This is a genomic window from Sodalis sp. RH16 (assembly GCF_047324245.1).
Taxonomy (GTDB): Bacteria; Pseudomonadota; Gammaproteobacteria; order Enterobacterales; family Enterobacteriaceae; genus Acerihabitans; species Acerihabitans ligni.
This window is the reverse complement of the sequence record NZ_CP178737.1, coordinates 4048528-4062530: the sequence shown is the minus strand read 5'-3', so window position 1 is coordinate 4062530 and position 14003 is coordinate 4048528. Positions and strand designations below refer to the sequence as shown.

The 14003-nt window shown below is 58.3% G+C and carries 13 protein-coding genes; 4 read left to right on the top strand and 9 right to left on the bottom strand.

The window, feature by feature from the left end:
- Positions 1-138: 138 nt before the first annotated feature.
- Positions 139-447, top strand: coding sequence for a hypothetical protein (locus tag ACL2XJ_RS18640; protein ID WP_132922168.1), 309 nt, complete (start codon positions 139-141; stop codon positions 445-447).
- Positions 448-538: 91 nt separating this feature from the next.
- Here the strand turns inward: ACL2XJ_RS18640 and ACL2XJ_RS18635 are convergent, their stop codons facing one another.
- From ACL2XJ_RS18635 to ACL2XJ_RS18600, 8 genes are all read right to left on the bottom strand, one after another.
- Complete coding sequence (locus ACL2XJ_RS18635; protein WP_413724085.1) at positions 539-2929, bottom strand: membrane-bound PQQ-dependent dehydrogenase, glucose/quinate/shikimate family; 2391 nt, start codon at positions 2927-2929, stop codon at positions 539-541.
- Between the two features lie 280 nt (positions 2930-3209).
- The gene (locus ACL2XJ_RS18630) at positions 3210-5864 is read right to left on the bottom strand and encodes an insulinase family protein (RefSeq protein WP_413724084.1); all 2655 of its coding nucleotides are present in this window, start codon (positions 5862-5864) and stop codon (positions 3210-3212) included.
- Complete coding sequence (gene pqqE, locus ACL2XJ_RS18625) at positions 5861-7000, bottom strand: pyrroloquinoline quinone biosynthesis protein PqqE (protein WP_203521867.1); 1140 nt, start codon at positions 6998-7000, stop codon at positions 5861-5863. Before pqqE ends, ACL2XJ_RS18630 begins: the two co-directional genes overlap by 4 nt.
- Positions 6993-7271, bottom strand: coding sequence for a pyrroloquinoline quinone biosynthesis peptide chaperone PqqD (gene pqqD, locus ACL2XJ_RS18620; RefSeq protein WP_413726918.1), 279 nt, complete (start codon positions 7269-7271; stop codon positions 6993-6995). Before pqqD ends, pqqE begins: the two co-directional genes overlap by 8 nt.
- Positions 7271-8026 carry a pyrroloquinoline-quinone synthase PqqC gene (gene pqqC / locus ACL2XJ_RS18615; protein ID WP_132922173.1) on the bottom strand — a complete coding sequence of 252 codons (756 nt, stop codon included), beginning with the start codon at positions 8024-8026 and terminating at the stop codon, positions 7271-7273. The genes pqqD and pqqC overlap by 1 nt, the downstream gene beginning before the upstream one ends.
- A gap of 2 nt (positions 8027-8028) precedes the next feature.
- Positions 8029-8943 (bottom strand): pyrroloquinoline quinone biosynthesis protein PqqB, encoded by a 915-nt coding sequence (gene pqqB, locus ACL2XJ_RS18610; protein WP_132922174.1) that lies wholly within the window; start codon positions 8941-8943, stop codon positions 8029-8031.
- A gap of 54 nt (positions 8944-8997) precedes the next feature.
- Entirely contained in the window at positions 8998-9069 is a 72-nt protein-coding gene (pqqA, locus tag ACL2XJ_RS18605) for a pyrroloquinoline quinone precursor peptide PqqA (protein ID WP_071789594.1), read from the bottom strand.
- A 96-nt stretch (positions 9070-9165) separates the two neighbouring features.
- Entirely contained in the window at positions 9166-10209 is a 1044-nt protein-coding gene (locus ACL2XJ_RS18600) for a dipeptidase (RefSeq protein WP_132922175.1), read from the bottom strand.
- A gap of 314 nt (positions 10210-10523) precedes the next feature.
- On the opposite strand from ACL2XJ_RS18600, the gene ACL2XJ_RS18595 reads away from it, so the two are divergent.
- Together ACL2XJ_RS18595 and ACL2XJ_RS18590 are read left to right on the top strand one after the other, a co-directional pair.
- Complete coding sequence (locus tag ACL2XJ_RS18595; RefSeq protein ID WP_132922176.1) at positions 10524-10940, top strand: CidA/LrgA family protein; 417 nt, start codon at positions 10524-10526, stop codon at positions 10938-10940.
- A complete protein-coding gene (locus ACL2XJ_RS18590) occupies positions 10930-11622 on the top strand; it encodes a CidB/LrgB family autolysis modulator (protein ID WP_413724083.1) in 693 nt (230 codons plus the stop codon). The genes ACL2XJ_RS18595 and ACL2XJ_RS18590 overlap by 11 nt, the downstream gene beginning before the upstream one ends.
- A 23-nt stretch (positions 11623-11645) precedes the next feature.
- On the opposite strand, the gene ACL2XJ_RS18585 is transcribed toward ACL2XJ_RS18590, so the two are convergent.
- Entirely contained in the window at positions 11646-12410 is a 765-nt protein-coding gene (locus ACL2XJ_RS18585; RefSeq protein WP_413724082.1) for a helix-turn-helix domain-containing protein, read from the bottom strand.
- 205 nt (positions 12411-12615) lie between these two features.
- On the opposite strand from ACL2XJ_RS18585, the gene cfa reads away from it, so the two are divergent.
- Positions 12616-13764, top strand: coding sequence for a cyclopropane fatty acyl phospholipid synthase (cfa, locus tag ACL2XJ_RS18580; protein ID WP_413724081.1), 1149 nt, complete (start codon positions 12616-12618; stop codon positions 13762-13764).
- The last annotated feature ends 239 nt before the right edge of the window (positions 13765-14003 follow it).

Sequence of the window (14003 nt, the reverse complement as noted above, 5' to 3'; positions counted from 1 at the left end):
GATAAATAAACTTTTAAATATATTCTAAAGCGACTTTATAAAACATAATGATTTTAATTTTATCAAACTTTTTTATCTCGCTGGTTTTTATCATACCGAGATTATAAAACACACAGCTCATTATTAGGTATACATATTATGATCAGAAATTTAACTTCAATTATTTTTGGCGTTTTTATCATGCTTTTTTCCGGTTGCGCCTATTTTAATTTCACCCCTGGCGATAAGCCCTCTGCGACTTCGCCTAAGCTTGTTAGCCCGCCGGGTCAAAAACAGTTTTGGAATAACGCAAAATTATTTGGCCCCGTCCCCGCGATGTATCAGGATGAGGGAAATAAAGAGTGTGCCGCACAAGGCGACGGTAAAGCCATCGGTTACCATCCCGATCCGAAAGATTATTACGGGAAGTCCATGGGTAAGAGAGGATACCTGTGTGCTGTTTTCTAAAAAAGTCCTGATGATTTCCGGCTCCCGTTGCGGGAGCCGGAGAGGATGGTCCTAACCTGGCAATGTGTACAGGACAATGCCGCGGACAGGCTTAAGGCAAGGCATAAGCCAGAACGTAATCCCCCGAGCGGGTGCCCAGTCCGGCATGGCCCCCCGCCGCAATCACGATGTACTGTTTACCCCCCACCGTGTAAGACATGGGGGTGGCTTGTCCGCCGGCGGGTAAACGCGCTTTCCATACCACCTTGCCCGTGCGTTCATCAACGGCGCGCAGATAATCATCCGCCGTGGCGCCGATAAATACCAGCCCGCCTTTGGTCACCATATTGCCGCCGATATTAAAGATACCCGTTGGCAATGGAACATTGGTGTGGGTGCCGAACAAGCCGGTATCGCGGGTGGTGCCGATGGGATGCTGCCAGATGATCTGGCGTTTAACCAGATCGATGGCGGTCAGGGTGCCCCACGGCGGCGGGTTGCAGGGGACACCTATGGGGTCAAGCCAGGGATGGACTTTACCAATATAAGGCGTGCCGTACTGGGGGGAAAAATTCCCCTTCACCGGCGGTTCATTGCCGCTGCCGTTCCATTTCTGTACCAGGCCTTGCTGTTCCGCGGGACCGCGGGGCGCCAGGCTTACCATAAAGGGTATGTAATTGGCATTGGCAATCAGGATCTTGTGCGTGGGATCGATGCTTGCGCCATGCCAGTCGATCACGCCGTCGAAGGCGGGATAAACAATGGTATTTTTCAGCTGCGGCGGAGTGAACTGGCCGTGATAGACGGAATTACGGAACTGGATCCGGCATACCATCTGATCAATGAGGGTCGCGCCCCACAGCGAGCGCTCGGTCAGATCCTTTGGCGCCAGAGAAGGCATGCCCACCGAGAAGGCTTGGGTCGGCGAGGTATGATCCCCCGGCACCGCGCCCTGGGGCACTTTTTTCTCTTCCACCGGCGCAATGGGCTGGCCGGTCTCGCGGTTCAGCATGAAAAACTCGCCCCGTTTGGTGGTTTGCACCAGCGCAGGAACCGGGTTGCCATCCGGACCGGGCAGATCCACCAGCGACGGGCCCACCGGAACGTCAAAATCCCACAGGTCGTGGTGAACGTTCTGGAAATGCCAGCGAGGGGCGCCGGTGTTGATGTCCAGTGCGACGGTGGAGCTGCTGTATTTTTCGTCAAACGGACGGCGTTCGCCGCCGTAGTAGTCAGGCGTGGCGTTGCCGGTGGGCAGATAAACCAGCCCGAGTTTGGGATCCGCCGTATATACGCCCCAGGCGTTGGGCGTACCGCGCGTCAATTCATCATTCGGACCCGGTGTCCAGTTTTCCGGATTATGACCTATGTCCCAGGCCCAAATCAGCTGTCCGTTGATGGGATTAAAAGCGCGTACCGCGCCGGAGGGCTCATTGGTCGCTCGATTGTCAAATATCCATCCGCCGAGAATGACCCGATCGTTTACCACCATCGGCGGCGACGTGACAAAATGGTAGCCGGCGGGGACATGGCCGAGATATTGCGTCAGCGAAACATAGCCGTGATCGCCGAAATCCTGGCAAAGCCGGCCGGTCTTGGCGTTCAGCGCCATCATGCGCGCATCCAGCACCGGGGCGATAATACGCTCCGGACAATCCGTAACCGTCCCTTCGGGAGCCTTGTAGTAGCTGACCCCGCGGCAGGCCAGATAGACATCCGCCTTGGTATCGGCGTTAGGATTGAATTTCCAGTTAACTTTGCCGGTGGCGGCATCGATGGCTTCAACCCAGCTGTGGCCGGTACAGACATAGAGGGTATTGTCGACTTTGATTGGCGTGTCTTCAAAGTTAAATTCATGCCCGGCATCGGTGCCGCCCTGATCTTCACCGGGCTGCATGGTATCGCCGGTGCGCATGCTCCAGGCGAGCTTGAGGTTTTGCACATTGCCGGCATTGATTTGATCGAGGGGGGCAAAGCGATCGCCGTGCGCCGTGCGGCCATAATAGAGCCAGTCGCTGTCGGGCACCGATGTATCATGGGCATCCTGTGTCCGGGCGGTGAAGTCCGCCGTGCCGGAAACGCCTACCGGCCGGGTTGCGGCAAAGATCATCACCAGCACGGCGGCGACCACGGCTATCCCCAGTGCCAGTCCCGCCGCCCGGGTGGCGGGAAATAATTTGCGGCGCACCCAAGGAAGCAGCAGCAGGATGCCGAGCACCGTCACCATGACCAGGCGCGGCTCAAGCTGCCAGAAGTTGAAGCCCACCTCATAGAGAGACCAGATTATGGTGGCCAGCAGAATAAGCGCCATAACCCACAGCGCGGCGCTATGCCTGCGCCAGGCCAATCCCGCGTCTATCAGCAGTGCGATGCCGGCCAGCAGGTAAAACGGCGAGCCGCCCAGCGCGGTCAGCCAGACACCGCCAATCGTCATCGCCAAGCCTATTAACAGCAGTAATAACGCGATGAGCCAGGGGCGTTTTGGATGTATTGTGTTCTCCATAGAATAACCCTGTATTTGAAAATGTGTATGAAGGAGCAGACAGCCTTTAAGAGTGATCCGGGCCGACGGTTTGCGGTTGTCTTTCTTTTTATTTACATCAGAAAATATAAGGATTAATGAGAAGCAGGCACGAGAACCTTGCGATGCTCCAATCCCTTTCTCTGACAAATCCTTGCCATAAAAATATAGACTTAAACCGCCGGCCGGGAATCGACGACGGGGCGACAGTCATATTTAATTACGATTAATCAATAAATTTTACTTAACTGACTTCAACCGCCTAGGGGGCCTTAGGAGGGACGGTGATGGCCAGCAGGCTGCCGGCGCGGTATGTGGCGGAGTCGGTAAATACCCGGTGCCAGCCCCTGAGCCTCTTTTGGTCCATGTGTGCCAGGCGCGCTTGTGCCTGCGGCGTGGTGAGCGCCAGGTCAAGGGCGAAACACTCCTGGCCGGCGCGGATAAAGCGGTTTGCATCCCGGTGGGCCAGCATCCGCCAAAGCGTGGAGCGCCGCTCTGCCAGCCGATCCGCCGGCATCTCGCCAAGCCGCTGTTCCATTCGCCGCAAAAATGACAGCGTGCGCTGAAACAGTTCTTCACCGTTAAGATGCGGTGACTGCAGCGCAAACAGTACGCCTTCATGCCAGACCGTATTATAAAAGCCGCAGCTGGCCACATAGCCGATATTCTGTTCCACGCGCAGCTGTTGGAAGAACAGCGGCTGGTAAATCAGCGCCAGCAGACGCCAGGCCAGCCGGGTGTCGACGTCGGCGGCCGGCGGCGGGCAAAAAAGTATCATGGCGTTATCTCCCCGGTCCTGCGTCAGCGTATAGCGCGCCGCGGCCGGTTGCCCGCGGAATGCGCGAGCCGGCGCATCGCCGGATGCAAGCGCGGCGAGGGGAGGAAATGCGGCAGCGGATGAACATGCCGCATCCGCCGTGGCCGGAAACGACACAGCCGTAAAGGCGCCGGGGAAACGGCGCAGCATGCGGGACAGCGTTTGGCGCAGCCCGTCGGACCCGCCGTAGAGCGTCCCCTGCCAGGAGATTTCCGTCAGCCGGCGGGAGGCGCCATCCTCTTGCTCCGGCCCCTGCTCCGCCCCGGCACCGTCCGCCGTCCGCAGCCAGCGCGGCAGTTGGCTCAGCAGCCGGCGCACCGGGATTTGCCCTTGCTCGTGCCGCAGTTCATGTTGCCGGGCGCGCCGTCCCTGGCGGATGACCGCCTGGGTCAGAACCCGCAGCCGTGCGCTTATCGCCTCCAGCGCGGCGGGCATTGTCCTCTCATCGGCACCAAGCTGTAACAGCCAGACATCCTGCCGCCGCTCGATGCGCAGCTCTCCCCCGATATGCACCAGGTTCCCCCCTTGCGCCCGCAGCGCCGCCTGCAGAATATGCCCCTGCACCTCGGTAAAATCACTGCCGGGCGCCGGATAAAGCATCAGTACCGGAGCCTCATCCGCCGCTATGTGCCGCAGTGGGACGGACTCGGCCGGCAGGGCGTTCGGCGATACCGGGGGCGTCCATGGCAAGGGTGGCGTCCGGGGGGAGGCGTTGCCGGCATAAAAACGGAGCGTCGGCGGCCGAGCGGGCGTCACGGCAGGCAAAATGAACGGGGCGAGCCGCAGGTCGAAACCCCGGCTACGCACCGGATCCCCCCTTACCTGCCCGGTTATCCACAAACGGCTGACGCCGTCCGGCCGGAATCGAGATAGCCAGCGCTGCCAGGCAGGAGGGGCGATGCAGCGCAGCGCGGGGGCATCAAAAGCCAGGTCCCGCAGCTGATCCAGCGGCGTTTGGCTGTTCAAGCGCCGCTGCGCCAGCCGGGCATAATGGCGCAGCTGTTGATCCGACAGGGCGGACAACTGTTGTAGCCAAGACAAAAACCCCCGCTCCACCTGCGCGCCGACGGCGGGTTCGTCCCGGGTTAAGGTAAATTCCACCGCCGCGATGGCCGCATCCTGACCGCGCCAACTGAGAATAAGGCGTGCGCCGTCGCACCACTCGCACTCTCGCAGCCAGGCCATCAGGCTGCCGTCCGCCTCGTCATTCAACAGCACGCGCAAAACGCCAAACCAGCCGGCATCACAATCCCGCCAGCCGTTCAGGGCAAAACTCAGCCGCAGCCGCGGGGGACCCGCGGCATTCAGCATGGCGTCGCCCCGCGCCGTCAGCCGTAGCGCCGCCGGGGGGTCGGGCGGGCAGACGCTGCCACTGCCGGACCCGGTATTCAGCATGTCATCGCCCGGCGCCGTCAGCGCCGGGGCGGCGGTCCGGGCCGCGGGCAGTTGGACGCCGCAGCTGCCGGCCAGGGCGCGCAGCTCGGCCAGCGGCTGCGGCCCCTGCAGCCACAGCGTCATGCTGCCGGCGTGGTAATGGTTTTGATGAAACTCCCGCAATCCGCGGAGCAAAGACGGCAGGTCCGTGCCGAACCCGGCGCGGCTGCCCACCTGAAAACGCGCCAGGGTCGGCGTCCCCTCGAACAGGGATAACTGCGCCGCGTCGCATAGGGTATCCGCATCGTTCATCAGCAGCCGATACTCGGCCTCGATGACGTTTATCTCCTGTTCGAGGGCGGCAGGATCAAACAACGGCGCGGCCAGCATATCCACCAGACGCGCCAGGCCCGGCGCCAGCTTCGGAGGATCGACGGCAAAAAAGAAGGCGGTCCGGTCGCCGCGGGTGGTGGCGTTCAGCCGGCCGCCCTGCGCCGGAATCCAGGCTAACAGACGCTGCTGCTGCTGATAGGCGCCGCTGCCGGCGAAAAGCAGATGTTCCAGCAGATGGGCCAGGCCAGGCCAGGCCGGCGGTTCGTCATCGCTCCCCGCGTCCACCCGCAGCAGCGCGGCGGCCTCTGTCGCCTGCGCTTCATGCCGCAGGCAGAGGCGTAAACCATTCGGCAGCCGAAGCTGCTCTTCCTGCCGGTCCCCGTTCACGTTCATGGGCTGTTTTTGAAGATCAACTGCGAGTTGACGCGGTTGCGGAACTGCAGCTCATGGATCTGCGTCCGCGTGCGGTTGGCCGCCTCGCGCGCGGCGAGGATTTTGTCGTGGTGAGATGATTTTGCACAGACCGGATCGGCATTGTCGGCACTGCCGGTCAGCATAAATGCCTGGCAACGGCAACCGCCGAAATCCTGCTCCTTTTCATCGCAGGAGCGACACGGCTCCGGCATCCAGTCGAAACCGCGATAGCGGTTAAAGCCAAAGGAGTGGCGCCAGATATGGTCCAGGTCATGCTCCAGCACCGAAGGGAATTTCACCGGCAGCTGGCGCGCGCTGTGGCACGGCAGCGCGGTGCCCTCCGGCGTGACGCTGAGGAAGATGGCGCCCCAGCCGCCCATGCAGCCCTTGGGGCGTTCTTCGTAGTAATCGGGCGTAACGAACAGCAGATTGGTCAAACTGCCGCTCTGCGCCATGCGTTCACGATAGCGCTTCACGACCTGCTCGGCGCGCTCGATTTGCTCCCGGGTCGGCAGCAATCCTTCCCGGTTCAGCTGGGCCCAGCCGTAGAACTGGCAGGTGGCCAGCTCGACATCATCCGCTTCAAGCTGGATACAAAGCTCAATGATGCGGTCAATCTGATCGATGTTATGGCGGTGCAGCACGAAATTGAGCACCATGGGATAGCCATGGGCCTTTACCGCCTTTGCCATCGCCAGCTTCTGCCGGAAGGCTTTTTCCGACCCCGCCAGCGCGGCGTTCAGGCTTTCATCGCTGGCCTGGAAACTGATCTGGATATGATCAAGGCCGGCGTCGGCGAAGGTCTGCAGCTTTTTCTCCGTCAGGCCGATACCCGACGTAATAAGGTTGGTATAGAAGCCGAGACCGCGGGCGGCGCCGATAAGCTCCGCCAGATCTTTGCGCATCAGCGGCTCGCCGCCGGAAAAACCGAGCTGTACGCTGCCCATGGCGCGCGCCTGCTTGAACACCTCGATCCACTGGGCGGTGGTCAGCTCGTTATCCTGCGACGCGAAATCGAGGGGATTAGAGCAGTACGGACACTGCAGCGGGCAGCGGTAGGTGAGTTCCGCCAGCAGCCAGAGCGGCGGATTAACCGCCGGTTTTTGATCATTCACGAAAGATAATCCATTTTTGCCGGTAGGCCTGGCCGAAAAATTCGCTGACGTCATCGCCGAGCCCCTGCGCCTCGGGAAACCGGGCACAGAGATCGGCGATAATATCGCCAAGGGTGCGCTTGCCGTCCACCAGTTGCAAAATGGCGGCGGCGCTGTCATTGAGCTTCGCCATGCCTTCCGGGTAGAGGATCACATGGCTTTGCTGCGTCTCTTCCCACTGCAGGCGAAAACCGCGCCGGAACACCGGCGTCTGCGATAGCGTCGGCTCCATCATACCAGCCTCGTTTTGTGCCAGGCCGACCCGGTGGTGACGGTATGGTAAGGGGGACGTTTCAGTTCATACGCCATGCTCATGGCATCCAGCATGCTCCAGAGAATGTCCAGTTTGAACTGCAGGATTTCCAGCATGCGCTGCTGTTTCTCCACGCTGTCGCAATACTCCAGCGCCAGCTGCAGCCCATGCTCCACGTCGCGGTTCGCCTGGCTCAGCCGGCTGCGGAAGTAGTCATAGCCTTCCGCTTCGATCCACTGATAGTGGCCAGGCCAGGTATCGAGGCGCGCCTGGTGGATCTGCGGCGCAAACAGCTCGGTGAGGGAGCTGCACGCGGCCTCCTGCCAGTTGGCGCGGCGGGCGAAGTTGACATAGGCGTCCACGGCAAAGCGCACGCCCGGCAGCACCATGTCATCGGACAGCAGCGCTTCGCGCTTTAGGCCTACGGCCTCGCCGAGGCGCAGCCAGGCCTCGATGCCGCCGTCGCCGCCGCCGTGGCCGTCATGGTCCAGGATGCGTTGCACCCATTTGCGGCGCACGTCCGGATGCGGGCAGTTCGCCATGATGGCCGCGTCCTTCAGCGGGATGCTGGTCTGATAATAAAAGCGGTTCGCCACCCAGCCCTGGATCTGTTCACGGGTCGCCTGGCCGTTATGCATGGCGATATGGTAGGGATGGTGGATATGGTAGTAGGCGCCTTTGTCCCGCAGCGCCTGTTCAAAGGCCCGGGGAGACAGCGGTTGCGTCTGTGTCATGGCTATACCTCAATCAGCATCCCATCCCGGCTCACTTCGATGCCTTGCCGCGTCAGACTTTGCCGTTCAGCGGAGTCTTCATCGAGGATGGGATTGGTATTATTGATGTGAATCAGAATCTTGCGCTGAGCGGGCAGCGAGGCCAGCAGCGCCGCCAGCCCCTGCTCTTCCCCCAGCGCCAGATGCCCCATGTCTTTGCCGGTATGCCGGCCCACGCCGGTGAGGGCGAGTTCGTTATCACGCCACAGCGTGCCGTCAATCAGCAGACAGTCCGCCTTGCGCAGCCACGGCATCAACACGTCGTCCGGGTCGCCCAGGCCGGGCGCGTAAAGCAGGGTTTTGCCGCTGCGGCCGTCTTCAATAAACAGCGCGATGTTATGGCCCGGCAGCGGACGGTCGCGGTACGCGGAATAAGGCGGAGCATTGCTCAGCAGCGGAATAGGCGTAAATTGCAGCGTCCGGCTCACAGCGACGCTGAACGGCCGCCCGGGCACTATAAGGTGATGCTCAAGCCCGCCGTTCCAGTGCGAAAGAATATTGAACACCGGAAAACCGGAGGTGAGATCCTGATGGACCTCGTCGGTGCACCATACCTGGTGCGGGCAGCCTTCCCGCAAATTGAGCAAGCCCGCGCTATGATCGATCTGGCTGTCGGTAAGGATAATGGCGCCGATGCCGGTACCGCGCAGCACGCCGGGCGGAGGCGACAATTCCGGGGTCGCCAGGATTTGATGGCAAATATCGGGGGATACATTGCATAGCACCCATTCCGTGCCGTTATCGCTTACGGCAATGGAAGATTGCGTCCGCCGGGAGGCTTTTATCGTGCCGGCGCGTACGCCCCGGCAGTTTTCACAATTGCAGTTCCATTGGGGAAATCCTCCGCCCGCGGCGGAGCCTAACACTTTTATCTGCATAAGCTGACCGGGAATTAAAAAAGAATATGCCCGCAGCAGCGCGGGCATCAGAGATTAACGGTTGGAAATGTACAGAGTCACTTCCAGACCCAGACGCAGGTCTACGAACGTCGGTTTTGTCCACACAGTCATCATGTTTCTCCTCTTAGCGTTAAAATGAAGGATCACTGACCCCCGTACTCTGGGGGGTAATCCGAAGAACAACAAAAATTCTATTCCCTGCTAAGACCAGGTGCGCTTCAACACCCTGAGCCAGTTGCGCCAGGCGAGCTTTTCGCGCAATGCGTCATTGATCCCCGCACGGGCCATCGCCTCCAGCAGCAGCGGCATGCCCGCCACATCACCCAAGGCGTTCGGCACGTTGACGCCGTCGAAATCGGAACCGAAGCCCACCCTGTCTTCACCCACCCGGTCCATGAGGTAGCACAGATGCGTGACGATGTCGGTTATCGGCGTATCGCCTTCGCGCTTGCCGTCCGCCCGCACAAATGCCGTGCCGAAGTTGACGCCCACCAAGCCATCGCTGGCGGCGATGGCCGCCAGTTGGCCATCGGTGAGATTGCGCGGCTGCGGGCAAAGGGCATGCGCATTGGAATGGGTCGCCACCAAGGGCGCGTCGCTCAGTTCGGCGGTTTGCCAGAACGCCTTTTCATTCATATGCGACAGATCGATCAGAATCTTTTTCTGATTACAGGCATGAATCAGCGCCTTGCCTGCCGGCGTCATGCCGGGACCGCTATCAGGCGATCCGGGGAAATCCCCCGTCACGCCGGCGCCAAACTGGTTTTGTTCATTCCAGAACGGGCCGATGCTGCGCAGGCCCTGCTGGTAAAATTGATCCAGCAACAGCAGGTCCGGATCGAGGGCTTGCGCCCCTTCAATATGCAACACCATCGCCAGCACGTTGTGCCGCAGGCAATATTCAATTTCATCCGTTGAACCACACAGACGGGCCCGGCCCGCGGAACCCTGCGCCAGTTGATGCAATATCGCTATCTGCGCCGTGGTAATGGCCAATGGATCGCTCTGGGTTGCAACGGCGGCTGACGCCCGTTTGCGCATCTGGGCCAGATAGGCCGCCGGCGGTACAAATACCGCGAACAAGCCGCCGGCAAAACCGCCGCGGCCCATGCGCGGATAATCGAGATGCCCCGGCGCCAGGCCGGCGAAAAAGGCCTCCGCCGGGTTGGCGCCATGATGCAGCCACAAATTCAGCAACAGATCGTTGTGACCGTCAAAAAAACGTTGGGGCTTATCAGCATTCATTGAGCCAGGACCGCATCTTTACTTTCACCAGAAATTATTCATTAGTCACAGTATTACCTTTCAGCGTGATTTTTGCGCCGGTCCGGCGCCGAAATTTTGTAACAAAATTGCTGTTTATCAGTGGCTGCTATGTTAAAGCGCAGGTCAATACACGCCATTTTCATTTAACGGGACTGCTCAAAACCCCCCTGATAATCGCGGCGATTTTGTCCTTAAATAGATAGAAATTGTCTCCATTTAATAAATAAAGACAGATCAATTGCATGATAATAAGCCCCAGTTCTTTGGCGCATTACTTTTGGTAAAAAAACGTCATGTCTCTATTCATCACCCGTTTTTCTCAGCTGCTCCGTGCGTTTTTACTGATTTATGCTTGTTTATATGCCGGAATCGCTATTGCCGCCGTATTACCCGTCACGCTGCCGGGCAGCATTATCGGCATGCTTATCCTGTTTATGCTCTTGTCGTTACAAATCATCCCAAGCCAATGGGTAAAACCAGGATGCCATCTGTTGATCCGCCATATGTCGCTGCTGTTTGTGCCCATTGGCGTCGGCGTCATGCAGTATTTTGATTTATTACGGGCGCAATTCGCCCCGGTGGTCGTTTCCTGTTCCGCCAGCACCCTGATTGTACTTATTACGGTGAGTTGGTGTTCGCACGCCATACACCGGGAAAAAGCATCGCTGGTCAAAGCCGATGGCAAGAAAGGAATAAAACATGCTTCATGATATCTGGTGGTCGCTACCGCTGACGCTGGTAGTGTTTTTCCTGGTTCGCCGGCTGGCGGCACGGCTGAATAATCCGTTATTCAACCCGTTGCTGATTTCGATGATCATACTGATAGTTTTATTAATACTGGCAAAAATACCCTACACCCGTTATTTCAAAGGCAGCGAGCTGCTCAACAGCCTGCTTCAGCCCGCCGTCGTGGCGCTGGCCTATCCGCTGTATGAGCAATTGCACCAGATCAGGCGGCGGTGGAAGTCACTTATCAGCATCTGCTTCCTCGGCAGTCTGGTGGCGATGATCTCCGGCACATGGATTGCGCTGCGGCTGGGCGCCACACCCGCCGTTGCCGCGTCCATCATGCCCAAATCCGTCACTACGCCCATCGCAATGGCGGTGGGCAACAGTATCGGCGGTATTCCCGCCATCAGCGCGGTTTGCGTGATCTTTGTCGGGATACTGGGAGCGGTATTCGGACATATTCTCCTGAACGCGATGCATATCCATACCAAAGCATCGCGCGGCCTGGCGATGGGCTCGGCCTCCCACGCGCTGGGTACCGCCCGCTGCGCCGAACTGGATTATGAAGAAGGGGCGTTCAGTTCGCTCGCGCTGGTCATTTGCGGGATCATTACCTCGCTGGTGGCGCCCTTCCTGTTCCCGCTGCTGATTGCCATGCACTGATGGCAAAGGCGGCGGGTCAACCTCTAATAGCGGGTCGGCGGTACGCCAAACATCTGCCGGAAAGCATAGGAGAAAGAGGCGGTGCCGGAGTAGCCGAGGTCCAGAGCCACTTGGGTTACGCTGCGATTATTTTTCAGCATGATCACGGATTCCAGAAGCCGCATCCGTTTCTTCCATTCTCCGAAGGCGACGCCGGTTTCTTTCTTGAAACGGCGCGAAAAGGTCCGTACCGACATGCCGGTGTTGGCCGCCCACTTATCAATATTGTGCTCCTCATCCGGCTTTTCCTGGATTTCCCGGCACACCCGCATCAATGTCTGGGAGACCGGCCACGCTAGTGAAAAACCGGCATCCGGCAGTTTCTGGATCTGCGCGCTCAGCACATTGACCAACATGCCGTCATCCCCGGCGCTGTCGTACTGTTCCGGCACATGTTCCGTCGCATGATGGATGAATTCCCTGACGAAGCTGCTGATCACCACCACCCGGCAGTTATTGGGATTGATCGTGACGGAATCCTGTTCGATATAGAGGCTTTCCAGCAGCACATCGCTGGTGGTCAGAAGACGATGGGGTACATTCGCCGGGATCCAGATGCCGTGGAAGCCCGGCACAATTAGCGCCTTTCCTTCGATCTCTACGCGCATCCCGCCTTCGCGGGCGTAGAGAAACTCGACAAATGGGTGCTGATGCTGGCTGATGAGCACGCCTTTTGGCAAAAAGCAGGTGCGGAAAAAAACGGAACGGGGCAGAGTCAGTCGGTCAGGCACCGCGACCAGCTGAATCATCGCGTCCTCATGGAGGGGCAAACGGGACGGGTATGGCATGGAATGGCCGTTAATCTACATAGATTGTCCTTTTATGATAACACGGGCCTGCGTGATTTGTTCGATAATAAATCCGTCGCATCCGCGATTGCAAATAGCCTCTAATTTATGGCCTGTTACCGTGAGCGGTTAGCGTCGTCATTTAAGATTGAACCAGGATGACATTATGAATGATATAAGCGTGGTCAATAGCCGCGGTAATAAAAACGAATGGCGTCGTATTGCGGACAGTATGCTTAACCAGGCCGGCATTAGTATCAATGGCTCAGAGCCCTGGGATATTCAGGTCAACAATTCGCTGTTTTTCAAACGGGTATTACAACAGGGATCCGTTGGGCTGGGCGAAAGCTATATGGACGGCTGGTGGGAGTGCCGCAGGCTGGATATATTCTTTCAACGACTATTAAGCGCCCGTCTCGATAAAAAAATGCCGTCTCGCGTTCATGATATACTGCGCATTGCCATTGCCCGGCTAACCAACCTCCAGTCAAGGAAACGCGCCTGGATCGTGGGAAAAGAGCACTATGATCTGGGCAATGACCTGTTCTGCCTCATGCTTGATCCCTACATGCAGTATTCCTGCGGGTACTGGAAGCGGGCCGACAACCTGTATGATGCCCAGCGGGATAAACTGGATATGATCTGTCACAAGCTCCGGCTCCGGCCGGGTATGACGCTGCTGGACATCGGCTGCGGCTGGGGCGGACTGGCGGCCTACGCGGCGCAAAACTTCGGCGTCACCGTTCATGGCGTAACCATCTCCGCCGAGCAGCAAGCTTTTGCGGCCAAGCATTACGGCGGACTGGACATCCGGATTCTATTGCAGGACTACCGTGATATACGGCAGCAATATGACCGCATCGTGTCCGTGGGCATGTTTGAACACGTCGGCCCGAAAAATTACGACGCTTATTTCAAGGTTGTCGACCGCTGCCTGAAATCGGACGGTATTTTTCTTCTGCATACTATCGGCGCCAATCAAACAACCCATAATGTTGATCCTTGGATTAATAAATATATCTTCCCTAATGGGTGCCTTCCCTCGATAAAACAAATTGCCAACGCCAGTGAAAAACGCTTTGTCATGGAAGACTGGCATAACTTCGGTTCAGATTACGATAAAACATTAACGGCTTGGCATGAGCATTTCCTGGCGGAATGGCCTCAGTTGAAAGTGAATTATTCCGAACGATTCAAAAGAATGTTTATCTATTATCTTAATGCCTGCGCAGGGGCATTTCGGGCCAGGGATATTCAATTATGGCAAGTGGTCTTTACCCGTGGTCTCCAGCCAGGGCTAAGGGTCCCGCATTAACGTATATACCCGCCATATTTCCCGTTGCCGGCGCGTTGGCAATACCCGCCCCCAGGTCCTCGCTCCGACGGGGCCGCTGCAAGCAGCGTTGAAATCCGCTCCAGGCAGAATTGTCGCTGCGTCGCCGCCTTCCTGCAAATCCAATTGTTCAGGGGATAAAATATGGCGATTATTGGCGGCTGGGTACCAATTTTGGCGCCGTCGTCTTGGTTGCGCCGGTGGTTATTGGTTATCCTTGG

Coding starts and splice junctions, on each gene's coding strand:
- ACL2XJ_RS18640 (WP_132922168.1), top strand. CDS start 139: ATGATCAGAAATTTAACTTCAATTATTTTTGGCGTTTTTATCATGCTT.
- ACL2XJ_RS18635 (WP_413724085.1), bottom strand. CDS start 2,929: ATGGAGAACACAATACATCCAAAACGCCCCTGGCTCATCGCGTTATTA.
- ACL2XJ_RS18630 (WP_413724084.1), bottom strand. CDS start 5,864: ATGAACGTGAACGGGGACCGGCAGGAAGAGCAGCTTCGGCTGCCGAAT.
- pqqD (WP_413726918.1), bottom strand. CDS start 7,271: ATGGAGCCGACGCTATCGCAGACGCCGGTGTTCCGGCGCGGTTTTCGC.
- pqqC (WP_132922173.1), bottom strand. CDS start 8,026: ATGACACAGACGCAACCGCTGTCTCCCCGGGCCTTTGAACAGGCGCTG.
- pqqB (WP_132922174.1), bottom strand. CDS start 8,943: ATGCAGATAAAAGTGTTAGGCTCCGCCGCGGGCGGAGGATTTCCCCAA.
- ACL2XJ_RS18600 (WP_132922175.1), bottom strand. CDS start 10,209: ATGAATGCTGATAAGCCCCAACGTTTTTTTGACGGTCACAACGATCTG.
- ACL2XJ_RS18595 (WP_132922176.1), top strand. CDS start 10,524: ATGTCTCTATTCATCACCCGTTTTTCTCAGCTGCTCCGTGCGTTTTTA.
- ACL2XJ_RS18590 (WP_413724083.1), top strand. CDS start 10,930: ATGCTTCATGATATCTGGTGGTCGCTACCGCTGACGCTGGTAGTGTTT.
- ACL2XJ_RS18585 (WP_413724082.1), bottom strand. CDS start 12,410: ATGATTCAGCTGGTCGCGGTGCCTGACCGACTGACTCTGCCCCGTTCC.
- cfa (WP_413724081.1), top strand. CDS start 12,616: ATGAATGATATAAGCGTGGTCAATAGCCGCGGTAATAAAAACGAATGG.